The 22,586-nt window shown below is 73.0% G+C and carries 22 protein-coding genes; 2 read left to right on the top strand and 20 right to left on the bottom strand.

Going from position 1 to position 22,586, the window contains the following annotated elements; all coding sequences use genetic code 11:
- Positions 1-9 precede the first annotated feature (9 nt).
- The 5 genes from era to ACFYVL_RS18650 form a co-directional block, all read right to left on the bottom strand.
- A complete protein-coding gene (gene era, locus ACFYVL_RS18670) occupies positions 10-963 on the bottom strand; it encodes a GTPase Era (protein WP_389246008.1) in 954 nt (317 codons plus the stop codon).
- Between the two features lie 160 nt (positions 964-1,123).
- A complete protein-coding gene (locus tag ACFYVL_RS18665; protein ID WP_389246006.1) occupies positions 1,124-1,486 on the bottom strand; it encodes a transglycosylase family protein in 363 nt (120 codons plus the stop codon).
- 276 nt (positions 1,487-1,762) lie between these two features.
- Entirely contained in the window at positions 1,763-2,137 is a 375-nt protein-coding gene (locus tag ACFYVL_RS18660) for a cytidine deaminase (protein WP_389246004.1), read from the bottom strand.
- 44 nt (positions 2,138-2,181) lie between these two features.
- On the bottom strand, positions 2,182-2,955 hold the full coding sequence (locus tag ACFYVL_RS18655) for a hypothetical protein (RefSeq protein ID WP_389246002.1): 774 nt from the start codon (positions 2,953-2,955) through the stop codon (positions 2,182-2,184).
- Positions 2,956-3,117: 162 nt separating this feature from the next.
- Entirely contained in the window at positions 3,118-4,074 is a 957-nt protein-coding gene (locus ACFYVL_RS18650) for a helix-turn-helix transcriptional regulator (RefSeq protein ID WP_389246000.1), read from the bottom strand.
- An 88-nt stretch (positions 4,075-4,162) separates the two neighbouring features.
- On the opposite strand from ACFYVL_RS18650, the gene ACFYVL_RS18645 reads away from it, so the two are divergent.
- Positions 4,163-5,632, top strand: a complete 1,470-nt coding sequence (locus ACFYVL_RS18645; protein WP_389245999.1) for an MFS transporter — start codon at positions 4,163-4,165, stop codon at positions 5,630-5,632.
- 216 nt (positions 5,633-5,848) lie between these two features.
- On the opposite strand, the gene ACFYVL_RS18640 is transcribed toward ACFYVL_RS18645, so the two are convergent.
- The 5 genes from ACFYVL_RS18640 to ACFYVL_RS18620 form a co-directional block, all read right to left on the bottom strand.
- Positions 5,849-6,205, bottom strand: coding sequence for an MmcQ/YjbR family DNA-binding protein (locus tag ACFYVL_RS18640; RefSeq protein WP_389245997.1), 357 nt, complete (start codon positions 6,203-6,205; stop codon positions 5,849-5,851).
- A gap of 49 nt (positions 6,206-6,254) precedes the next feature.
- Positions 6,255-7,553, bottom strand: a complete 1,299-nt coding sequence (locus tag ACFYVL_RS18635) for a hemolysin family protein (protein ID WP_389245995.1) — start codon at positions 7,551-7,553, stop codon at positions 6,255-6,257.
- On the bottom strand, positions 7,550-8,047 hold the full coding sequence (gene ybeY / locus ACFYVL_RS18630) for an rRNA maturation RNase YbeY (protein ID WP_389245993.1): 498 nt from the start codon (positions 8,045-8,047) through the stop codon (positions 7,550-7,552). Before ybeY ends, ACFYVL_RS18635 begins: the two co-directional genes overlap by 4 nt.
- Before the next feature lie 14 nt (positions 8,048-8,061).
- Positions 8,062-9,117 (bottom strand): PhoH family protein, encoded by a 1,056-nt coding sequence (locus ACFYVL_RS18625; RefSeq protein ID WP_389245991.1) that lies wholly within the window; start codon positions 9,115-9,117, stop codon positions 8,062-8,064.
- 299 nt (positions 9,118-9,416) lie between these two features.
- On the bottom strand, positions 9,417-10,535 hold the full coding sequence (locus ACFYVL_RS18620) for a carbohydrate kinase family protein (protein ID WP_389246555.1): 1,119 nt from the start codon (positions 10,533-10,535) through the stop codon (positions 9,417-9,419).
- Between the two features lie 423 nt (positions 10,536-10,958).
- Here ACFYVL_RS18620 and ACFYVL_RS18615 point away from each other — a divergent pair, with 423 nt between their 5' ends.
- On the top strand, positions 10,959-12,359 hold the full coding sequence (locus ACFYVL_RS18615; protein ID WP_389246553.1) for an MFS transporter: 1,401 nt from the start codon (positions 10,959-10,961) through the stop codon (positions 12,357-12,359).
- A 47-nt stretch (positions 12,360-12,406) separates the two neighbouring features.
- Here the strand turns inward: ACFYVL_RS18615 and ACFYVL_RS18610 are convergent, their stop codons facing one another.
- From ACFYVL_RS18610 to ACFYVL_RS18565, 10 genes are all read right to left on the bottom strand, one after another.
- Positions 12,407-13,810, bottom strand: a complete 1,404-nt coding sequence (locus tag ACFYVL_RS18610) for a M1 family metallopeptidase (protein ID WP_389245989.1) — start codon at positions 13,808-13,810, stop codon at positions 12,407-12,409.
- Positions 13,811-14,081: 271 nt separating this feature from the next.
- Positions 14,082-14,987, bottom strand: a complete 906-nt coding sequence (locus tag ACFYVL_RS18605; RefSeq protein ID WP_389245987.1) for a ribonuclease Z — start codon at positions 14,985-14,987, stop codon at positions 14,082-14,084.
- A gap of 13 nt (positions 14,988-15,000) precedes the next feature.
- On the bottom strand, positions 15,001-15,360 hold the full coding sequence (locus tag ACFYVL_RS18600; protein ID WP_389245985.1) for a histidine triad nucleotide-binding protein: 360 nt from the start codon (positions 15,358-15,360) through the stop codon (positions 15,001-15,003).
- Between the two features lie 41 nt (positions 15,361-15,401).
- Positions 15,402-16,529, bottom strand: coding sequence for a tetratricopeptide repeat protein (locus tag ACFYVL_RS18595; RefSeq protein ID WP_389245984.1), 1,128 nt, complete (start codon positions 16,527-16,529; stop codon positions 15,402-15,404).
- Positions 16,526-17,935 (bottom strand): AAA family ATPase, encoded by a 1,410-nt coding sequence (locus ACFYVL_RS18590; RefSeq protein ID WP_389245982.1) that lies wholly within the window; start codon positions 17,933-17,935, stop codon positions 16,526-16,528. The genes ACFYVL_RS18595 and ACFYVL_RS18590 overlap by 4 nt, the downstream gene beginning before the upstream one ends.
- 74 nt (positions 17,936-18,009) lie before the next feature.
- Entirely contained in the window at positions 18,010-18,966 is a 957-nt protein-coding gene (locus ACFYVL_RS18585) for an ATP-binding protein (RefSeq protein WP_389245980.1), read from the bottom strand.
- Between the two features lie 315 nt (positions 18,967-19,281).
- Entirely contained in the window at positions 19,282-19,866 is a 585-nt protein-coding gene (locus ACFYVL_RS18580) for a hypothetical protein (protein WP_389245978.1), read from the bottom strand.
- A 280-nt stretch (positions 19,867-20,146) separates the two neighbouring features.
- Positions 20,147-20,539, bottom strand: a complete 393-nt coding sequence (locus ACFYVL_RS18575; RefSeq protein ID WP_389245976.1) for a VOC family protein — start codon at positions 20,537-20,539, stop codon at positions 20,147-20,149.
- A gap of 46 nt (positions 20,540-20,585) precedes the next feature.
- Positions 20,586-21,329 (bottom strand): 16S rRNA (uracil(1498)-N(3))-methyltransferase, encoded by a 744-nt coding sequence (locus ACFYVL_RS18570; protein ID WP_389245974.1) that lies wholly within the window; start codon positions 21,327-21,329, stop codon positions 20,586-20,588.
- The gene (locus ACFYVL_RS18565; RefSeq protein ID WP_389245972.1) at positions 21,326-22,426 is read right to left on the bottom strand and encodes a nitronate monooxygenase; all 1,101 of its coding nucleotides are present in this window, start codon (positions 22,424-22,426) and stop codon (positions 21,326-21,328) included. Before ACFYVL_RS18565 ends, ACFYVL_RS18570 begins: the two co-directional genes overlap by 4 nt.
- Positions 22,427-22,586: the final 160 nt, after the last annotated feature.

Genomic DNA, 22,586 nt, shown 5'->3' with positions numbered 1-22,586 from the left:
CCCGGGGGCTCAGAAGCCGAGCTTGCGGAGCTGCTTGGGGTCGCGCTGCCAGTCCTTGGCGACCTTGACGTGCAGGTCGAGGAAGACCGGCGTGCCCAGCAGCGCCTCGATCTGCTTGCGGGACTTCATCCCGACGTCCTTCAGCCGCTGGCCCTTGGGGCCGATGATGATGCCCTTCTGGCTGGGGCGCTCGATGTAGACGTTCGCGTGGATGTCCAGGAGCGGGCGGTCCTTGGGCCGGTCCTCGCGCGGGATCATCTCCTCGACGACGACCGCGATGGAGTGCGGCAGCTCGTCCCGTACGCCTTCGAGGGCGGCCTCGCGGATCAGCTCCGCGACCATCACCATCTCGGGCTCGTCGGTGAGGTCGCCCTCGGGGTACAGCGGCGGGCTCTCGGGGAGCATCGGGGCGAGCAGGTCGGACAGCAGCGACACCTGCTGGTCGCCGACCGCGGAGACCGGCACGATCTGCGCCCACTCGATGCCCAGCTCCTGCCCGAGCCGGTCGACGGCGATGAGCTGCTCGGCGAGCTGCTTGGAGTCGACCAGGTCGGTCTTGGTGACGATGGCGACCTTCGGGGTCTTCCTGATCCCGGCGAGCTCCTTGGCGATGAACTTGTCGCCGGGGCCCAGCTTCTGGTCCGCGGGGACGCAGAAGCCGATCACGTCGACCTCGGCCCAGGTGGTGCGCACGACGTCGTTGAGGCGCTCGCCGAGCAGGGTGCGCGGCTTGTGCAGCCCGGGGGTGTCCACCAGGATCAGCTGCGCGTCGGGCCGGTGCACGATGCCGCGCACGGTGTGCCGGGTGGTCTGCGGGCGGCTGGAGGTGATGGCCACCTTCTTGCCGACCAGAGCGTTCGTGAGGGTGGACTTGCCCGCGTTGGGGCGGCCCACGAAGCAGGCGAAGCCGGCCCGGTGGGGGGCGGGGTCGGCTGCGGGGTTTTCGGGAGTACGAGCGCTCATGCGGCCCATTCTCCCCGATGCACGGCGAAGGGCCGACCAGAGGTCGGCCCTTCGGGGATCGTGCGCCGCACGGGCGGGGCGGGCGGCGTGCCGCGCGGTGGCGGCGAGGATCGCCCGCCGCGGTGTGCGCGGGTGGGTTGCGGGTGGGGTGCGGGTGGGCTCAGCCCAGTCCGCCCTTGGCGCCGCAGGAGCCCCAGGCGCCCGCGCCCTGGGCGGCGAGGACCTTCTCGGCGACGGAGATCTGCTCGGCCTGGCTGGCCTGGTGGGCGCTCGGCGCGTGGGCGGTGCCGCCGAAGGCGGCCCAGGTCTGCTGGGTGAACTGCAGGCCGCCGAAGTAACCGTTGCCGGTGTTGGTGGCCCAGTTGCCGCCCGACTCGCACGCCGCGACCGCCGACCAGTTGGCACCGGAGGCGGCGGAGGCGCTGCCCGAGCCGCTGAGGATCATGGCGGCCGCGGCGCCTGCCGCGGCGACGGTACCGGTGATGCGGCGGGCGGTGGTGGTGCGGATCAGGGAGGAGAACACGCGGGAACCTAACGGTGGGGGACGTGGTCCGCCGGCCGGGACTTCGCTGCTGTCCCGCTCGGCGTTCCTCCACAGTCCCAGCGCGGCCGGGCCCGATCCACGGACCTTCGTGAGGTGGGGGCGGGACCTTGGTCCCGCCCCCAGGACCCCCCTCCCGGGGGCCACAGGTCCCGGGCCGAAGGTCCCGCCGCGGGCGTCACGCGGGCCGGGCGCACCCGCCGCCGGAGCCCGGCGCCAGGGTCGCCCGGCCCCCGCCCGCCCCGGTCGTGGCGTGCCTCACACCTCGACGCGCACCCGCACCACGGCGTCGGTTCCGGCCAGCAGCACCGGGGTGCCCGCGCCGCCCAGGTCCCGTACGGCCGCGAGGTCCTGCTCGGCCGGGGCGTCGGCCGCCGTGACGACGGCCGCGGCCTCCAGCGAGCCCGCCCCGCTCGCGACGGCCATCGCGACAGCGGTGCGCAGCGCGGAGAGCGGCAGCGAGTCGAGCGCGACGGTCCCGGCGACGTACGTACGCCCGGTCTCGTCCCGTACGGCGGCGCCCTCGGGCACCCCGTTGCGGGCGCGGACGCTGCGCGCGAGGGTGAGGAGCTTCTGGTCCTCGGGGTCGAGGGGGGCGGTGCGGGGGTCCTCGGAGGACGGGGAAGTGGTCATGGCCCCGAGCATAGGAAGCACCGGGGCCCGCCCGCCCGTCCGGGTCAGACGTTCCGGCCCCCGGGGCCCGCCTTGGTGATCTTCTCCGCCTTGGCGACGGCCTTGGTGAAGGACTCCGAGAAGGCCTGGACGTCGGCCTTCGTGAAGCTGATCTCCATGACGGTCACGATCGCTCCGCCCACGCGCGCGTTGGCCACGTCGTACTGGAGGACGGGCATCTCCGGGTCCTCGGATTCGAGCTTGAGGCGGACGCCCTGGGAGTCCTGGCCCGCCTTCGGGACGGAGAGGTCCTCGAAGTTCACGGTGACCTTGTCGCCCTCCAGCTCCGCGCGGAAGGTGCGGCAGGTCTCGGGAACCGGCCTGGCCTTGATCAGCGCGGTGGCCTCGGCCTCGGCGTAGGCGGTGACGCCGTTGAGCAGGAAGGGGCCCTCCTGCGACTTCGTGAAGGCGATGAGGCCGGTGTTCTGCGGCTTGGGGCCCTTCTCGGAGCCCACCACGCCGTCGAGCAGGAACTGGCACTGCTTCTTGTCGGCCCGGCCCGCGCTGAACTCGCCGGGGCCCGCGTCGCTGGAGGACATCTCGTTGTCCTTGCTCCAGCCGGTGGGCATGTCCTGGACGGTCAGCAGCGCGGACTCCGCCTGGCGCTGGGTGAGCGGCGCCGCGGGCTTCGGCGTGGGGGTCGCGGTGGCCGTCCTCGCCGGGGTCTTCTTCGCCGCGGACTTCTCCTCCGCGTCCGCTGCGCCTCCGCACGCGGTGGCGAGGAGGAGGGACGAGGCGGCGAGGCCGATGCCGGCGACGCGGAGGGTACGGGTGTGCACGGGTGCTCCTGAGATGGTGCTCGATTACTCCCGCAAATTTAAACGGCAGGTAAAGGGAACACCAAATCCGGACAAGTGTGCCCTTGGAGGGCTCGCTGCCGGGCGTACGGCCGACCCTGCCCGGCAGTGCCGGGGAGGGGCCGGCCCGGCAGCGCGCGGGCGCTAGCCCGGCACCGGGTACATCGAGCCCCGCCGCCCCTCGGGCGACGCCAGCCACTCCAGCTTCTCCGCCGTACCGGTGTCCCCGCGCGGGGTGTGCAGCACGATCACCAGGTCGGGGCGGGCCGGTACCCGCAGCTGCGTGCTCTCGAAGTGCAGCTCGCCGACCAGCGGGTGCGCCAGCTCCTTGTGCAGCTGCCCGCCGGGGGCGATGTCCCGCCGCTCCCACAGTGCGGTGAACTCCGCGCTCGCCGCCTTCGCTTCCGCGACGACCGCCTGGAAACCGTCGTCCTCGCCCCGCTCCGAGCACGCCGCCCGGAACTGTGCGACCACCTGCGGCGCCAGCTCCTGCCAGCGCGACGCGCGCGAACGGTAGACCGGGTCGGTGAAGAACGCGATCAGACAGTTCTGCACGATGTCGGGGCGCAGGCCGAGCACCGCTGCCGCCGCGTCGTTGTAGAGGACGGTGTTCCAGTACGCGTCCATGATGTGCGCCGGGAACGGCATCCAGGCGTCGATCAGCCGGCGCAGCCCCGCGCACATGTCCCGGTCGGCCGGATCCACCTCGGGGGCGGGCGGGTTGAGGCCGGCGAGGACGTAAAGGTGGCGGCGCTCGGCGCTGTTGAGGCGCAGCACCCGGCCCACCGAGTCGAGGACCTGCGGCGAGACGGTGATGTCGCGCCCCTGCTCCAGCCACTGGTACCAGCTGACCCCCACCCCGGCGAGCACGGCGACCTCCTCGCGGCGCAGCCCCGGGGTGCGGCGGCGGGCCCCGCCGTCGGGCAGTCCCGCCTCGGCCGGGCTGACCCGGGCGCGGCGGCTGCGCAGGAACTCCCGCAGCTCGCCCAGCCGATGGGCCTTCAGGTCGCTGCCCGGGGCCAGCTCCGTCACGGTGCCCGCTGCCTGAGCCGCGCCGCCCTTCACCGGGCCCCCTGCCGACTTCCGTGCTGGTGCTGCCATCGAACGGTTCCCCCCCTGGGTGGTGGTGCGGGCACCAGGATAAGTACCCGCTCCCCAGGGATATTCCGACGCCTCCAGAGTGTGGGACATGGCACTCGACACCACTTCCCCGTCCGCTCCCGCACGCCCCGACGAACCCCTCGAACCCCTCGAATCCCTCGAATCCTCCGGCCCCGAGGCCGCTCCCGCCCGGACCACGGGGACCGCGCTCACTCCCGCACGGTCCGCGCTGGTCCTGTTCGTGCTGTGCGCCGCGCAGTTCATGGTCTCCCTGGACTTCTCCGTACTGAACGTGGCGCTGCCCGCGCTCGGCGCCGACCTCGGCATGAGCCAGTCCGCGCTGCAGTGGGCGGTCACCGCGTTCGCGCTGCCCTCGGGCGGCTTCCTGCTGCTCTTCGGGCGCACCGGCGACCTGTTCGGCCGCCGCAAGCTCTTCCTGACCGGTCTGGTCGTCTTCGGCGCGGCCTCGGTGCTGGCCGCGTTCGCCTGGAACCCGGCGGTGTTCCTGACCGCCCGCGCCCTCCAGGGGCTGGGCGCCGCCGCGATCGTGCCGACCGGCATGTCGCTGCTGACCACCACCTTCCCCGAGGGCCCGCAGCGCGACCGGGCGCTGGGCATCAGCGGCACCCTGCTGTCGCTCGGCTTCACCGTCGGCATGGTGGCCGGGGGCGTGATGACGGACACGCTCGGCTGGCGCTCGACGATGGGGCTGCTCGCCCTGTTCACCCTGATCGTGCTGCCGCTGGCGCCCGGCGTGCTCGGCGAGTCCCGCACCCCGCAGCGCCCGCGTCTGGACGTGCCGGGCGCGGTCACCGTGACCGGTGGTCTGCTGGCGCTGATCTACAGCCTGTCCTCGGCGGCCCAGCGCGGCTTCGGCGACGTGGACGTCCCGGTCGCCCTGGTGGCCGGTGTGGCCCTGCTCGTCGCGTTCGTGGTGATCGAGTCGCGCTCCGCCCAGCCGCTGGTGTCGCTGCCGATGCTGCGCCGCCCCTCCGTCGCCTGGGGGAACCTGGGCGGGCTGCTCACCTTCTCGCTGATGACCACGGTCGTCTTCGTGCTGACCCTCTACCTCCAGGAGGTGCTGCACCTCTCCGCCGCGGTGACCGGTCTGGTCTTCGGTGTGCAGGGCGTGCTGTCGGTACTCGCCGGAATGCTCGCCCCGAAGGTGATCGGCCGGATCGGCGCCCGCCGCACCCTGTGGGTCTCGCTCCTCGTCCAGGGCGTGCTGACGGCGGCGCTGGTCGGCGTGGGCGCCTCCAGCGGGGCGCTGTTGGCGACGGTCGCGGTGTCCCTGGCGAGCATGGCGCACCTCGGCGCGATCATCGCGTACGGGCTGACCGTCACCTCCGGCGTCCCGGACCACGAGCAGGGGCTGGCGACCGGCCTGGTCACCACCACCCAGCAGGTCAGCATCACGGTCGGCATCCCGCTGCTCGGCGTCCTGGCCACCACCCAGGGCGACCTACTCGGCGGCGTACGGCTGGTCCTCGGCATCGCTGCGGCCCTGCTGATCGCCGGTGCGGCCCTGATCGGGGTGGGGCTGCGCCGCAAGGTGTGAGCGGGGATCGTGCGATCGGAGAATCGTTGAACGATTCCCCCGGAGGGCGATTCCCTCAGAGGGCGATCCTCTCGGAGGGCAATCCCTTCAGAGCGCGATCCCCTCGGAGGGCAATCCCCTCAGAGCGCGATTCTCTCGGAGGGCGATTCCCACGGAGGGCGATTCCCGGCGGGAACAATCCCCGGTGGGGTCGAGTGCCGCGCCCCACGTGAGCGGTCAAGGGCGGTCCAGCGTCAGCCGGACCGCCCTCGGCATGCCCGCCACCACCAGGTCGTACGAGTCCTCGATCAGCTCGCGCACCAGGCGGTCGGGGAGCGAGCCGTCGAGGGTGACGGTGTTCCAGTGGCGCTTGTTCATGTGCCAGCCGGGGACGACCGCCGGGTGCGCGGCCCGCAGCCGCAGCGCGTTCTCCGGGTCGCACTTGAGGTTGACCCGCAGCGGCTCCGCGTCCAGGGCACTGAGCGCGAACACCTTGCCCAGCACCTTGAAGACCGAGGTTTCGGGCGTGAACGGGAACTCCTCGACGGCTTCGTTGAAGTCGAGGCAGAAGGCACGGAGTTGGTCGGGAGTCATGCGGGCCAGTATCGACCGGCCCGGCACGCCCCGCCCGGCCGGATGCCGCTCAGCTCCCTGGCGGCCCGTCCTCCGACGGCTCCACCGGCTCGGCCAGCACCGTGACGATCTTGTTCCGGCGGCCGGCGGGCGACTCCGCCGTCAGCCGCAGCGCCCGCCCGTCCGGCAGGTCCACGATCGCCGAGGCCCCCGCGATCGGCACCCTGCCGAGCGCCTTGGCGAGCAGACCGCCGACCGTCTCGACGTCCTCGTCGTCGAACTCGTCGAGCCCGTACAGCTCCCCGAGGTCGTCGATGTCGAGCCGGGCGGTGACCCGGAAGCGGCCCTCGCCCAGTTCGTCGACCTGGGCGACCTCGCGGTCGTACTCGTCGGTGATCTCGCCGACGATCTCCTCCAGGATGTCCTCGATGGTGACGATGCCGGCGGTACCGCCGTACTCGTCGATGACCACGGCGACGTGGTTGCGCTCCTGCTGCATCTCGCGCAGCAGGTCACCGGCGTTCTTCGTGTCCGGCACGAAGACGGCGGGGCGCATCGCCGTGGAGACCAGGTCGGACTCCGAGTCGCGGTTGATGTGCGTCTTGCGGACGAGGTCCTTGAGGTAGACGACGCCGACGACGTCGTCCTCGTTCTCCCCGGTCACCGGGATGCGGGAGAAACCGGAACGCAGCGCGAGGGTCAGCGCCTGGCGGATCGTCTTGAAGCGCTCGATCGAGATGAGGTCCGTACGCGGCACCATCACCTCGCGCACCAGGGTGTCGCCCAGCTCGAAGACGGAGTGCACCATGCGCCGCTCCTCGTCCTCGATGAGCGATTCCTGCTCGGCGAGGTCGACCATCGCGCGCAGCTCCGCCTCACTGGCGAAGGGGCCCTTGCGGAAGCCCTTGCCGGGGGTGAGCGCGTTGCCGATGAGGATGAGCAGCTGCGGCACGGGGCCCATCACCCGGGCCAGCGGGAGCAGGACGTACGCCGAGGCGGTGGCGGTGTTCAGCGGGTGCTGGCGGCCGATGGTGCGCGGCGACACGCCCACGGCGACGTAACTCACCAGCACCATGACGGCGATGGCGACCAGCAGCGCCTGCCAGGTCTTGTCGAAGAGTTCCAGGAAGCCGTACGTGACCAGCACGCCCGCCGCCATCTCGCAGGCGACGCGCACCAGCAGTGCCACGTTCAGGTAGCGGGTGGGGTCGGCGGCGACCTGGGCGAGCTTCGCGCTGCCGCGTCTGCCCGCCCGCACCGCCTCGTCGGCCCGGAAGGTGGAGACCCGGGCGATTCCGGCCTCCGCGCACGCCGCCAGCCAGGCGACGACGACCAGGGCGACGGCGCCGAGGATCAGCTGGACGCTCATGAAACGGTCGGCGCCGGCGAGGGGCCGGTGAGGCCCTTCTCCGCCCGCCAGCCGTCGACGATGGCGGCCTGCAGACCGAACATCTCGGTCTTCTCCTCCGGCACCTCGTGGTCGTACCCGAGGAGGTGGAGCACTCCGTGCACGGTGAGCAGCTGGAGCTCCTCGTCCATGGAGTGCTCGGTGGGCGCGTCCTTGCCCTGCTGTTCGGCGACCTCGGGGCAGAGCACGATGTCACCGAGGAGCCCCTGCGGGGGCTCCTCGTCGTCCTTGGCCGGCGGACGCAGCTCGTCCATCGGGAAGGACATGACATCGGTGGGCCCCGGCAGGTCCATCCACTGGATGTGCAGCTGCTCCATGGCGTCGGCGTCCACGACGATCACCGAGAGTTCGGAGAGCGGGTGGATGCGCATCCGGGTCAGGGCGTAGCGGGCGATGTCGAGGATCGCCTGCTCGTCGACCTCGGTTCCGGACTCGTTGTTGACGTCGATCGACATGGTGCGCTTCTGCTCTACTTCCCGCTCGCGCCGCCCCGGCCCTGCTGCTCGTTGCGGCTGTCGTAACTCTCGTACGCGTCGACGATACGGCCGACGAGCTTGTGCCGGACGACATCCTCCGACGTGAGCCGCGAGAAGTGGATGTCCGGGACGTCGCCGAGGATGTCCTGGACCTGGCGCAGACCGCTCTTCGTGCCGTTCGGCAGGTCGACCTGGGTGACGTCACCGGTGATGACGATCTTCGAGTCGAAGCCGAGCCGGGTGAGGAACATCTTCATCTGCTCGGTGCTGGTGTTCTGCGCCTCGTCGAGGACGACGAACGCGCTGTTCAGCGTGCGTCCGCGCATGTACGCCAGAGGGGCCACCTCGATCGTCCCGGCGGCCATCAGCCGGGGGATGCTCTCGGGGTCCATCATGTCGTGCAGCGCGTCGTAGAGCGGGCGCAGATACGGGTCGATCTTGTCGAAGAGGGTGCCCGGGAGGAAGCCGAGGCGCTCACCGGCCTCGACGGCGGGACGGGTCAGGATGATCCGGTCGACCTGCTTGGACTGGAGCGCCTGGACCGCCTTCGCCATGGCGAGGTAGGTCTTGCCGGTGCCCGCGGGGCCGATGCCGAAGACGACGGTGTTCTTGTCGATGGCGTCGACGTACCGCTTCTGGTTGAGCGTCTTGGGGCGGATGGTGCGGCCGCGGCTGGAGAGGATGTTCTGGGTGAGTACCTCGGCCGGGGTCTCGGTGACGGCCCCGCCGTTCTTCCCGCCCCCGCCGCTCCCGTTGCCGTTCGCCCTGAGCATGGCGATCGAGCGTTCCACTGCGTCCTCCGTCATCGGCTGCCCGGTGCGGAGCACCAGCATCATCTGGTCGAACAGCCGCTGGATCAGGGCGACTTCCGCCGTGTCCCCCGTAGCGCTGATCTCATTGCCCCGGACGTGGATGTCGGCCGCCGGGAAGGCCTCTTCGATCACGCGCAACAGGGCGTCCCCGGATCCGAGCACCATCACCATGGGGTGAGAGGCCGGGATCTTGAACTCGGCACGGGCCTGCGGCTGCTGTGTGGGTGTCTGAGTCATGGGCCGGCACTGTGGCCTGCACATACCTCCCGTTGCAGGGTTCTCGCTGCTCGACAACCTCTGGGTTCCCAAGCGTACGACTCACCGCTGACAACGCCAGGGGGTTTTACCCTCGAACCGTTACGGAACCGGGGCCCCCGGCGCCGCAGCGCTGCTCACGGCCCCGGCACGGCCCGTAAACCGGCCGGGACCCGCCGGTCGCCGCCCGCCCTCCGCCGCCCGCCCCGAAGTACGTCCCGCAGTCCGCCGCCCGCCGTCCGGCCCGGGAACCGGAGCTTTCCGGTCCGGTGCCGAACCCCTCAGGCCCGGAAGCCGATGGTGGGCACCGCCCTGCGCAGGGGCCACGGCCTGGCGTCCGCCGGGAGCAGGCCCTCCAGGAAGGCGTAGCGGCGCAGCGCCTCCTGGTCCTGGGCGTCGTACCCCCGCACCTGCTGCCACCAGGCGCCGATCTCGGCCCAGCCGGGCGCGGACAGCGAGCCGCCGAACTCCTGGACGGAGAGGGCGGCGGTCAGCCCGGCGAAGGCGAGCCGGTCGGCGAGCGGCCAGCCCGCGAGGGTGCCGGTGACGAATCCGGCGACGAAGACGTCCCCCGCCCCGGTCGGGTCCAGTGCCTCCACGGCGATGGCGGGCACCTCGGCGCTCTCACCGGTCGCCCCGTCCACGGCGTAGGCGCCCTCGGGGCCGAGGGTGACGACGGCGAGCGGGACCTTGTCGGCGAGCTTGTGGGCGGCCCTGCGGGGGCAGTCGGTGCGGGTGTAGCGCATGGCCTCCCCGGCGTTGGGGAGGAAGGCCTCGCAGTGCTCCAGGTCGGCGAGGCCCGCCAGGTCCCAGCGGCCGGTGTCGTCCCAGCCGACGTCGGCGAAGACGCGGGCGCCGTTGCGGGCGGCGGACTCCACCCAGTCCTGCCGGTGGCCGGGCACCAGGGAGGCGATCGCGGCACGCGCGCGCGGGGGGCAGGCGGGGAAGGGCGCGGGGCCGCCGGGCGGCGGGGCCTCGTGCCCGTGCGAGACCATCGTGCGCTCGCCCTCGTAGGCCATGGAGACGGTCACCGGGGAGTGCCAGCCGGGGACCGTGCGGGACATGCCGAGGTCGATGCCCTCGCCGTCGGCGAGCGCGTCCCAGCAGTACTCGCCGTAGTGGTCGTCGCCGAAGGCCGCGGCGAGGGCGGTGCGCAGGCCGAGGCGGGCCAGGGCGGTGGCCATGTTGGCGACCCCGCCGGGGCTGGAGCCCATGCCGCGGGCCCAGGACTCGGTGCCGCGCACTGGGGCGCTGTCGAGGCCGGTGAAGATGATGTCCAGGAAGACCGTGCCGGTGAGGAACACGTCGCAGCAGGGGCCGCCGGGGGCACGCAGCCCGTCCAGCGGATCGACTCTTTCGGCGGCGTGCGTGTCGTGGACGTGCTCGCCCTCGCCGGGAATGACCTTCTCGCCGTGGCGGTCGCCGTAGTGGTGGTGCGTGCTCACTTGCGCTCCCCGTCGTGCGGTGCGTGTGCTGCCCTTGCCGTGCTGCGGTGCGCGAGTGCTCGTGCGCCGCCGTTTTGCGGCCAGTGTGCACGATCGGCAGGCGTCGGCGGCGCTCTGTGAACAGGGCGTGACGGGCGCGTCAAACGAGCCGCACATCCCGAAAAAAAGCGCGTTTACCCGACCTCTCCTTGACCAAACACAATGTGTTGCAGGTCACAGCAGGTTTTCCCTTTTCCCGCGGTCTGCGCGCTTGATAAGAATTGGGCCGCGTTCCTGTCCGTCGACGGTCGCTCAACCCCATTTCTCCATGGCCGTCATGACGTCATGTCATTACGCATGTCTTCTCCAGGAATGCCCGTGTTCTCGCGCTCCCGCGCCCTGCCCTCGCGCCCTCGCGCCCTGTGGCCGCTCGTCGCCGTCTTCACCGCCGGCTACCTCGCCTCGTACCTGCTGCCCACCCTGGTGGGACGGCTCGGTTCCGGGCTCGGACTGCCGCCCGCCGGGGCGGGCCTGGTCGGCAGCACCCTGTTGCTGTTCTCGGCCACCGCGGGCTTCACCCTGGCCTCCCGGGTGCAGCGGATCGGCCCGCGCCGGGCGGCCCGCACCGGTCTGCTGCTGATGCTGCTGGGCTACGGCTGCGCCGCACTCGCCTCGTCCGTCCCGGCCGTCGTGGCGGGCTGCGCCCTCGGCGGACTCGGTTCCGGTACGACGACGGCGGTCGCCGCCGCCGGGATCGCCGCGGCCACCGACCCGCACCGGGCGTCCGTAATGGGCCTGCTGAGCGTGTCGGCGACGGCGGGCGCGCTCTATCTGACGGTGCCGCACCTGGACGGCGGCCACCGCCCGCCGTTCATGGCACTCACCCTGATCGCGGTGCTGGTCTGGCCCGCCACGGCCCGGCTCGACGCCCCCTCGACGAGCACCTCACCCGCGACGCGGGCGCCCCTGGAATTGCTCGGTGCCGCCGCCGCGCATCCCTCGCGGCTGCCGCACCTGCGCTCCGGCCTGGTGCTGGCCGCGGCCATGCTCTGCTGGTCCCTGTGCCAGAACGCCCTGTGGGGGGTCAGCAACCGGATAGGCACCGTCCAGGCCGGCCTGTCCGAGGTGACCGTCGGAGCGGTCTTCGCCGCCGGTCTCGGCGCCGGTCTGATCGGCGTGAGCACCGCGGGCGCGCTCGGCTCCCGGCTCGGGCGGGCGCTGCCGGTGGGCGGCGGAACCGTCGCCATCGCCCTGTGCATCGCGGTCAGCTCCTCGGCACGGGGCCTGGTGTCCTTCGCGACGGGCGAGATCCTGTGGAACGCGGTCTACCCGGTCGTCCTGTCGTACCTGATCGGCCTGGCCGCCTCGCTGGATCCGCGCGGCCGGTGGGCGGTGTTCGCGGGCTCGGCGTCGTCGCTGGGCGTGGCGTGCGGGCCGGTCGCCGGCAGCCTGCTGTCCGCCGGGGCGGGCTTCCCCGGCATGGGGCTGGTGCTCGGCTCCGTCCTGCTGCTGACCGCGATACCGATGACGGCGGTCGCCCTGCACACCGGTGGACGCCCGCTGGTGGCGGGTGCGGTACGCCGCAGGGGCGGCGCTCCGGCAGCGGTCCTGGCGGGCACCACGGGCGCGCCCGCCGGACAGGTGCCGCAGGTGGGAGCCGCGGAACAGGAGGTCGCGGAGATCTCCGTACGGCCGCTCACCCGGCGGGTCCGCTCGCCGTTCGCCCGCTCCGCCCCGCACCCCGCGCGCGTGCCCCGGGCGCGCCGGGCGCAGCGGGAGCGGACGGGCGCGGACGCCTGACTCCGGGAGCGGGCCCCGGGCAGGGGCGGCCCCGGCCCGCTCCCGGGTCAGTGGATCCGGTGCTCCTCCCAGAACGGTCCGAGGTCCTTCGTGGTCGCCGCCTGCGCGGCCCGCTTGAAGTCCTCGGTGGTCGACACGCCCTGCCAGTGGTCGCGGGCGTACCGCCGCAGCATGGCCTCCATCGCGGGGGTGCCGAGGGTGCGTTCCAGGTCGTGCAGGGCGCAGGAGCCGCGGCGGTAGAGCACCTGGACGAACTCGCCGCGGCGGCCGTCCGCGAAGTACCCCATGGAACGGGTGAGGGCGGCCGTTGCGCTGGGCCACTCCCCCAGGTCCTGCCAGCAGGTGCGGGTGTCCTCCCCGTAGTACAGCTGGTTCGCGTACTGCGCGAAGGACTCGTCCAGCCAGGGCGAGGTGTACTCGTCGTTGCCGACGATGCCGTACCACCACTGGTGGGCTATCTCGTGCACGGCCGCCGACCCCTCGGGCTCGGTCGACAGCAGCACGAGTCCGGGGAACTCCATGCTGCCGAAGTCGTCGAGGTGGTCGCTCATGACGAGGTCGATCTCGCCGTACGGGTAGCGGCCGAACCGGCGCCCGAACTCGTCCGTCGCGCGCGTGGCGTCGGCCAGGTCGATCTCGATGCCCGAGGCGGGGGTGGTGTCGGTCCAGTAGGCGTTCAGCCGGACCCCGCCGGGCGAGGTCACCGACTTCGTACGGAAGGGTCCCGCGGCCCACGCGAAGTCCCGCACCCCGCGCGCCACGCTGGTGCTGAGGGTGCGGCCGGCAGCGCCCGCCCGGCGGGTCGTGGTGCCCGTCGCGGGCACCTTGAGCGCGCTCGGGTGGTCGAGGACGACACGGAAGTCACCGGCCAGCGTGTAGAAGCTCTCGCCGAAACCCACGTCCGGGTCGAGGTGGCGGCCCTGCGCGTCCTGCACGGACAGCAGCGGCAGGGCGTTGCCGAGGAAGCGGTACGCGCCGTCCCGTCCGAAGCGGTGGATCCGGTCGGGCACCGCGAGCGCGACGTCGAAGGAGACGCTCGCCCGCGCCCCGTACGGCAGTGGCCGCGCCAGGTCGATCCGCAGCGCGGTGCAGCCGACGGTGAGCGGGTGCGGGGTGCCGCCGGCGACCCGGCCCACCCGGACCGGCGACGGCCGTCCCGGGGCTCCGCAGCCGTCGGTCCCGTTGCCCCACAGCCGTACGTCGACGAAACGCAGCGGCTTGCGCGCGGCGTTGCGGAAGGAGACGGTCTGCCGACCCGTCCACTGCGTGCCGTCGGCGTCGGCGCGCAACGTCACGTCGTAGGAGGGCCGGTCGGGCGTCGCCGCGGCGGCCCGTGGGGGCTGCGCCGCGGCGAGGGCGGCGGGAGACTGCGCCGCGGCGGTCTGCGGGACCAGCAGCAGCGCGGCGGACACGACGAGCAGCAGAGGACGCCAGACTCTGAACGAGTTCATGCCAAGCACGCTAGGGCGGCGGCGGTGGCGGACGAGGAAGTTCCGGGGGCTTGGGGTGGGTGGGGGTGGGGGGATGAGGGAGACGAGGGGATGGAGGGATCGTTGAACAATTCCCTCGGCGGGCAATCCACCGTTCTACGATTCCACCAGCCTCAAGGCTGCGCGACGACTCGCCCCGGCCGAGGATCGTTCAACAATCCACTCACCCTCAAGTGGCGCCACCCCTGCGAGAATCGTTCAACGATCCCCTCACCCACCATCCCCCGCCCCCTCACACCCTCTTCGGCACCGGCACCCGCATCAGATCGTCCGCGACCGTCAGTTCCCCTTCGAAGCCGGCCGCGCGGGCCTGCCGTTCGAACTCCTGTGGGTCGCTGTAGCGCTGCGAGAAGTGCGTCAGCACCAGGTGCCGTACGCCCGCGTCCCGGGCCGCCGCGGCCGCCTGTCCCGCGGTCAGATGGCCGTGGTCCTCGGCGAGGCGGACGTCCTCGTCGAGGAAGGTCGACTCGATGACGAGCATGTCGCACCCCTCGGCGAGGGCGTGCACTCCGTCGCAGAGCCGGGTGTCCATGATGAACGCGAAGCGCTGTCCGCGCCGTTCCTCGCTGACGTCCCCGAGGTCGACGCCGTTCAGCGAGCCCTCCCGCTGGAGGCGGCCGACGTCCGGGCCCGTGATGCCGTGCGCGGCCAGTTTTTCGGGCAGCATGCGGCGGCCGTCCGGTTCGACGAGCCGGTAGCCGTAGCTCTCCACCGGGTGCGACAGCTTGTGCGCCTCCAGGGTGTACGCGCGCGTGGCGGCGAGTGTGCCGTTGTCGGCCACCGGGGCCTCGGTCAGCCGCACGGTCTCCCGGTAGGCCGTCGAGTAGCGCAGCCGCTCGAAGAAGTGCTGACCCGAGGCCGGGTAGTGCGCGGTGACCGGGTGCGGCACCTGGTCGAGGTTGATCCGCTGGATGACTCCGGCGAGCCCCAGGGAGTGGTCGCCGTGGAAGTGCGTGACGCAGATCCGGTTGATGTCGTACGCGGCGACCCCGGCGCGCAGCATCTGGCGCTGGGTGCCCTCGCCGGGGTCGAAGAGGATGCCCTCGGCGTCCCAGCGCAGGAGGTAGCCGTTGTGGTTGCGGCGGCGGGTCGGGACCTGGCTGGCGGTGCCGAGGACGACGAGTTCGCGGGCGGACACGTGCTCTTCCGTCCTATCCGGGAGGCCAGTTGAGGCCACGCCCGCCCAGGACGTGCGCGTGCGCGTGGAAGACGGTCTGGCCGGCGCCGGAGCCCGTGTTGAGGATGATCCGGTAGCCGGTCTCGGCGATGCCCTCGTCGAAGGCGACCTCGCCGGCCTCGCGCAGCACGTCGGCCGCGATCTGCGGCTCGGCGGCGGCCAGCGAGGCGGCGTCCGGGTGGTGCACCTTGGGGATGACCAGGACGTGGGTGGGCGCCTGCGGATTGATGTCGCGGAACGCGAGCGTGGTCTCGCTCTCGCGCACGACGGTCGCCGGGATCTCCTTGGCGACGATCTTGCAGAACAGGCAGTCGGGCTGCGCTTCACCTGTCATGTCGGGCTCCTCGTGGATGCGCTGATCGGACACCGCGCATGCTATCGGCCGCTCCCCGCGGCGCCCTTGCCCAGCGGTTGTTCCCACAGCCGCCGTTCCCTCTCCCGCTGCGCCCGCAGCGCCGCCCGCTCGAACCACACGGTCAGCAGTGTCGGCACCAGTGCGGCCCAGAACAGCACCTGCGGCACCAACCGCTCCGTCCAGGGCACCGCCACCACCACGACCGCGCACAGCATGCACCACACGGCCTGCCCGAACGCCACCCGCGCCCAGAAGTCCGTCGCGAGCAGTGCCCGTACGGAGAGCCGGGCGCCCGCCCGCATCCCCCGGTAGCGGCGCCAGGCGCCGAACGCCCAGAGCGCGGCCATCACGCCGAGCGCGTACGCCCGGGTACCCGGGTGGACGGGGAGTTCCGACGGGCCGCCGCCGGGGAACAGCCGCCCGGTGACCCCGGCGACGGCCACGCACAGCAGCGCCAGCCAGCGGGTGCCGCGCAGCATCCGGTAGACGGTGCTCTCCAGGCCCCTGCGCAGCCCGTCGCTGGTGGGGGCGGCGGCCAGTGCGTCGGCGTACGCGTCGGCCACGTCGGGGAGCTTGGCACCGGGTGCGGCGGCCGCCGTGTTCGCCCGTACCGTGTGCGCCCAGCGGCACTGCGGATCGACCGCGAGCGCCGCGGCGACCGCCTGTTCGGCCACGTCCTGCCTGCCCAGCAGATGTGCGGCCGTCCACAGCGCGTGGTGCGTCTCGGTCTCCTCGGGCTCCAGACGTACGGCTTCCCGCGCGACGTCGTACGCCTCCTCCAGGGCCTCCCGCGGGTGCTGGAGCGCCTCCGACAGGGCGACGTGCGCGGCCCAGTGCTGCGGGTGCGCGTGGACGGCTTGACGGCCGGAGCGCTGTGCCTCGTCCCGGCGGCCCAGGATGCACATCAGGCGCTGGCGCAGGATCAGCGCGCCCAGCCCCTCGGGGTCGTGCGCGAGCGCCTGGTCGAGCGCGTACTCGGCCTGGGCCAGGTCCGCCGTGCCGGAGAGGTGGCAGCGTGCCAGGTGCACCCAGGCGGCGGCGTCGCCGGGGTCCTCCGCGAGGCGTGCGGCGAGCAGCGGGCGGGCCTCGTCGGGGCGGCCGAGGTCGAGGAGCGTACCCGCCCTGGCGGTGAGCGCGGGCCCGTTCACAGCTTCTTCTTCCGCTTGAGGTGGGCGAGCAGGTCGTCGTACGTGCCGCCGTCGTTGGCGAACATCGCCACGTTGCGCGCGGCGGCGAACCAGGGGTCGGTCGAGGGCCGGAGCTGTCGTGCGGCGCCCAGCAGGTCCTTGGTGTTGATCATGCGGACGGTGCCGGTGCGCGCGGAGTCGAGCAGTGCCGTCTCGGACGCGCTCTCGCAGACGTGCGCGAGGTCGGCGCCGGAGAACCCGTCGGTGACCTTGACGAGTTTGCCGAGGTCGACGGATTCGATGGGGCGGTCCTTGAGGTGGTAGCGCAGGATCGCCTCGCGGGCCGGTTCGTCGGGCGGCAGCACCAGCAGGGTGCGGTCGAGCCGGCCGGGGCGGCGCAGGGCGAGGTCCACGTCCCAGGGGACGTTGGTGGCGGCGAGGACGAAGACGCCCTCGTTGTCGTTGTCGACGCCGTCGAGTTCGACGAGGAGCTGGTTGACGGCGTTGCGCAGGCCGCTGTGGTGCGAACGGCTGCGCTTGGCGCCCAGTGCGTCCAGTTCGTCGAGGAAGACCACGCAGGGGGCCTTGCGGCGGGCGGCCCGGAACACTTCGTGGATGTTCCGCTCGGACTGGCCGATGTACATGTCGAGCACGTCGCTCAGCGACACCGACATGAACGAGGCGCCCAGTTCCCCCGCCACCGCCCGCGCGATGAAGGTCTTGCCGCAGCCGGGCGGCCCGTACAGCAGCAGTCCTCCGCGCAGGCTCTTGCCGAACAGTTTGCGCAGTTCGGGGTTGCGCATCGGGGCCAGGAACGCCGCTTCCAGCCGGTCCTTGACCTCCTGCATGCCGCCGACGTCGGCGAGCCTGGGGCCGCCGGGCGCCTCGACGTCGTACGCCTCCGCGTCACCCGCGTCTCCGCCGCCGTCGGCCGCGAGCGGCTGCTCCACAACCGGCTGCCCCGGCGTGCTCCCGGGGGCGGCGAAGCGCGGCGGCAGGACGTCCTCGACCTCCTGGGCTGCCGCCTGCCAGTCGAATCCGGCGGCCGGGGGCGGCGGTTGAGCGGCCGAGGGGCCACACCGCACGACGGGAGCGGGCTGCGCTGCCGGCACGGAATCCACCACGGGAGCGGGCTGCGCGGCCGGTACGGATTCCACGGCCGGTACGGGATGCGCGTCCGGAGCGGGCGGGGGCCCGGACGCCGGTTCGGCGGGCGCCACCGGGACTCCCACGGCCCGCGCCATCAGTTCCCTCGCCTGGGCGTCCCCCGGTGCGTGGGTCAGTGCCACGGCCGCCTCGGCGACCGCCGCGTTCTGCTGCCCGGCTTCGAGCAGCAGCTGTGCGAGGTGCAGTCGCAGGGGTACGTCGTCGGGGGCGGCCGCGACGGCCGCGCGCAGGCTGCGTATCAGGGGTGACTCGTCGGACATGCCGCCACCTTATGGAGACGGCCGGCCGGTCCGCCCACGCGGGTCCGGGCGCGGGCACCGTCGCCGGTTGCGCCCTACGGCCTGCCCAGTCCTTCCAGCAGCAGCTGCCCGTACTCGCGGTGGGCCAGCGGCAGCCGGAAGGTGCCGTCCTCCTCCGGCAGCACCACCGACGAGTCGACCAGCGCGGACAGTTCGCTGTCGCCCGCGAAGACCGTCCGCACCTGCTCGGCGGTGAAGTTCCCGGTGAACGCCGACAGCCGCGCCCACAGGAGCCGTTCCGCCCGCCCGCACAGGTCGTGGCTCCAGGCGATGGCCCGCAGCAGGGTGCTGTGCCGGGCGGGCTGCTTCGGACCGTGTATCAACACCCCGAACCGGGCGCCCGGCTCGCACAGGCTGCCGTACAGCTGCTGCGGGGTGGCCGACCTGCCGAGGGTGCGGGCGGCGAGCAGCACGCTCAGCGGGTCGCCGTCGAGGCGCTCGGCGAGCAGCCTGGTCCAGAACACCGGCAGGTCGACGCCCTGCACCGCGGCCTTCTCGCGCAGCAGGTCCACGGTCTGCTCGCGCGAGAGCGGGCGCAGCGGGATCCGCTGCTCGTCGGGCACCCCGATGGGGGTGCGGCTGGTGACCAGGATCTGGAGGCCGGGGCAGGCGTCGTGCAGCCGCCCCACCAGGTAGGCGCAGCCGGGCCGGACGTGCTCGCAGGTGTCCAGTACGAGCAGTCCGCGCCGTCCGGCGAGGAGGCGCAGCACCGCCTCCATCGGGTCGGTGCCGCTGCCGGGGGCGGTCCCGGCGTGCAGGGCGGCGGCGACGGTCTGCGGGACCAGGGCGGCGTCCGCGCAGTCGGAGAGGTCGGCGCGGTGGACGGGGAGGTCCGTGACGGCTTCGGCGACGCGGGCGGCGAGGTGCGACTTGCCGACTCCGGCGGGACCGGTGAGGGTCACCAGCCGTGTCTCGACGAGCAGTTCACGGAGGTCACCGAGGGTCGGCTCGTGGGGGATGCGGGAAACGGGGAGGCCGTATGCGGGAGGCATGGGCCCACTCTGACCGGGGTCGGGCCTCTCGCGCGCCTCTGCGGGCCGGAGATCCGTACACCTAATTCACCTGGTGGGGGCTACGTAGGTATGCGCCGCGGTGCAGATGGGGAGCACGGCAGTACGACGAACACCGCTTTGGAACCCGTCCGTTCACCCGGTTCTCTGCCCGTTCGGCGGGCCCGTCGAACCCCCTGCGGCGCACTGGTGATCCGGCGGCTCCCCCATAGTAGGAGCCCTTTCGCGTCGTGCGGGTTGCTTGCCGGGATCGTTTTTTCGAAAATCCGGCGGAGCCCGGCCGCGACGGCGCCTGTCTCAATTCCCGGGCGGGCAGCTGCAGGTGGGCGTGGGTTCGGGGGGTGGGGGCTGGGGCGGCGGGTCCGCGGTGACCGTCACGGTGACGGTGGGCCGCGGCTGCGGCTCCCTGGTGGGTGTGGGCGGATGCCAGGTGGGCGGCGGGCTCCAGGTGGGCGGCGGGTTCCAGGTGGGGCGCTGCGTCGGTGGCGGCGTGGGCCGCGTCGGGTGCGAAGTGGGCCTCGACGTGGGGGCGTTGCAGTCGCCGAGCACGCTGAGCCGGAACACGGTGCGCCCGCTCACCACGGCGGTGATGTCGCCGCGGACGCACCGTCCGTCGCGTTCGTCGGTGACCCGGCCGCGGATGCGGATCTCCTTGCCGTCCTTGGTCTGGCCCTCGCAGGAGACGGTGGCGACGTTGCGCGAGCCCGGGGTGGCGGTGATCCTGGTGGGGCGCGGGCTGGTGCCGTTGCCCGGCCCCGTGGTGGCCCTGCCGCTCTCCCCGACCGTGGCCGTGCACGTCATCCACTGGACGCTCACACCGGCCCGCTCCAGCGCGCGCGTGCCGGTCTGGTCGGTGGTCAGTGCGACCGCGACCGAACTCATCCCGCCCGATCCGCCGCCCGGCTCGCACGCCACGACCCCTGCGGCCGTCGCTCCGGCCACACCCAGTGCCGCGAGGGTGCGCCGGTACCGTAAACGCCTCGTAGCGCCCATGGGAGGCAGCCTCCCACCGGGCGCGCACCGCGAACAGTCCGGTTGCGGCCACTGTGGGCACGCGCGCGGGGCAGCGGTCCGGGCCGTCGTCCGCGGGCCGCGCCGCGGGCACGCGCGCGCGTGGGCGAATCGAGGCCGGTCCGGCGGGCGCCCGGCCCGGTGCGGTGCCTCAGCCGCCGAGCAGCAGCCACTCCTGGAGTTCCACCAGGTTGCCCTCGGGGTCCTTGAGGTGGGCGACCCGCATCCGCTCCGTCATCGGCGCGGGCCCGTGCACCAGCTCGGCGCCGCGCCCGGTGATCTCCGCGCAGTACCCGTCGAGGTCGTCGACCCGCAGCACCACGAACGACCGGTGCCCCGCCGGGTCCTGGGCCAGCTCCCCCAGCAGCTCGGCCATCATGGCCCGGTCCTGGAGGGCGACGCCGGCGGAACCGACCGCGGGCGAGAACTTCTCGTACGGCCCGTTCTCGAACCCCGACTGGGGTTTCAGACCGAGCACTTCACCGTAGAAGCGGTAGCAGGCCGCGAAGTCGGACACCAGCAGCCGTACTTGTGCGAGTTCCATCGCTCTCTCCCTCGTCGAGATCCCCTGTGAGAATGCCCCGGACCGTTCAGGACCACCGTCCGGTGCGCCCCAGCAGCAGTGCGGTGGCCGCCGTTCCCGCGGTGGAGGTGCGCAGCACGCTGCGGCCCAGCCGGTACGGTTTCGCCCCCGCCGCCGCGAACAGTGCCAGTTCCTCGGGCGAGACCCCGCCCTCGGGCCCGACGACCAGCACGATGCTGCCGTTCCGCGGCAGTTCGGCGACGGCCAGCGCACCGCTGTCGGCGTCCCGGTCCTCGTGCAGTACGGCGGCGAAGTCGGCGGTGGCCAGAAGTGACCCCACCTGTTTGGTGCTCATCGCGTCCGCGACCTCCGGGAAGCGGAGCCTGCGCGACTGCTTGCCGGCCTCGCGTGCGGTGGCCCGCCACTTGGCGAGCGACTTGGCGCCCCGCTCGCCCTTCCACTGGGTGATGCAGCGCGCCGCCTGCCACGGCACGACGGCGTCCACCCCGGTCTCGGTCATCGTCTCGACGGCCAGCTCGCCCCGGTCGCCCTTGGGCAGTGCCTGCACGACGGTGATCCGCGGCCCCGGCTCGTCCTCGACGAGGGTCCCGGTCACCTTCACGACGAGCCGGTCCTTGCCCTCGGCGGCCACCACGACGGCCTGGGCGCCGTTGCCGAGCCCGTCGGCGAGCACGACGTCCTCGCCCGCCCGCAGCCGCCGCACGGACACCGCGTGACGCCCCTCGGGGCCCTCCAGGACGTACTCGCCGCCCTGCGGCACGCTCTCCACGACGAACACCGGCGCCGTCATGACGTCGACCTCCTCAAAGCCATCTCCGTCCACGCCGAGTCCGCCTCGGCGCCGAGCACCTGCACCAGCCGTCCGGCGGGCAGGTCCCGGGCCAGCCGGTGCCCCTGTCCCGCCCACAGCGCCATCCCCTGTGCGTCGCCCACCCGCGCGGCGGCCCTGCGCAGCCCCGCCGTCATGAAGTGCACCTCGGGGTACGCGGACGGCGCGTACGGGCCGTGCTCGCGCATGAAGCGGTTGACCAGGCCGCGCGCGGGCCTCCCGGAGAACGCCCGGGTGAGTTCGGTCCGTACGAACAAAGGGTTCTTCAGGGCCTGCTTGTGCATGGCGTGCGCGCCGGACTCCGGGCACGCCAGGAACGCCGTCCCGAGCTGTGCCGCGTCCGCCCCGGCGGCCCGTACGGCGGCGATCTGCGCCCCGCGCATCAGCCCGCCCGCGGCGATCACCGGCAGCTGCACGGTCTCGCGGACCTGCGTCACCAGGGACAGCAGGCCCAGCCCGCTGCTGCCGTCGGTCTGCGGGTCGTCGCGGTGGGTGCCCTGGTGGCCGCCGGCCTCGATGCCCTGGACGCACACGGCGTCCGCCCCGGCCCACTCCGCGGCCTGCGCCTCCTCGGGGGTGGTCACGGTGACGACCGTGAAGGTGCCCACGTGGGCGAGGGCGTCGAGTTCGTCGCGGGAGGGGCAGCCGAAGGTGAACGACACCACCGGCACCGGGTCGTCGACGAGGAGCGCCAGTTTGGCCTCGTACCCGTCGTCGGTGCCGTGCCGGTCGTCCTTTTCGTCGATGGGCGTCTCGTACCAGGCGCTCTCGCTGGTGAGCTGCTGCCGGTAGAGGTCGAGGGCGGCCGGGTCGGCGGCGGGCTGCGGCATGAAGAGGTTGACGCCGAAGGGCTTGGGCGTCAGCGCGCGCAGCTGCTTGATCTCCTCGTACATGCCGTCGGCGGTCTTGTATCCCGCGGCGAGGAAGCCGAGCCCGCCCGCGTCGGACACGGCACCGGCCAGCTCCGGGCGGGAGACCCCGCCTGCCATGGGCGCGGCGACGATTCCGCGCCGGCACAGCTCACCCAGCACGGGAACCACCCTGGACTCAACAGACATGTCCGCATCGTTTCACGACCGGCCGCCCCCGCCGAATCGAAACGGAGCGGGGGGGGGGCCCCCCGGGGCGGCCCCCCCGCCGCGACGCCGGGGCCGCCGCGGGGGGGCGCCCACCGGGGGGGGCCGCCCCCCGCCGCCGCCCGCGGGCGCGGCGGGGCCG

Source organism: Streptomyces sp. NPDC004111 (assembly GCF_042874215.1).
Taxonomy (GTDB): domain Bacteria; phylum Actinomycetota; class Actinomycetes; order Streptomycetales; family Streptomycetaceae; genus Streptomyces.
The sequence above is the reverse complement of the archived record's forward strand: the minus strand, read 5'-3'. Positions and strand labels throughout refer to the sequence as shown.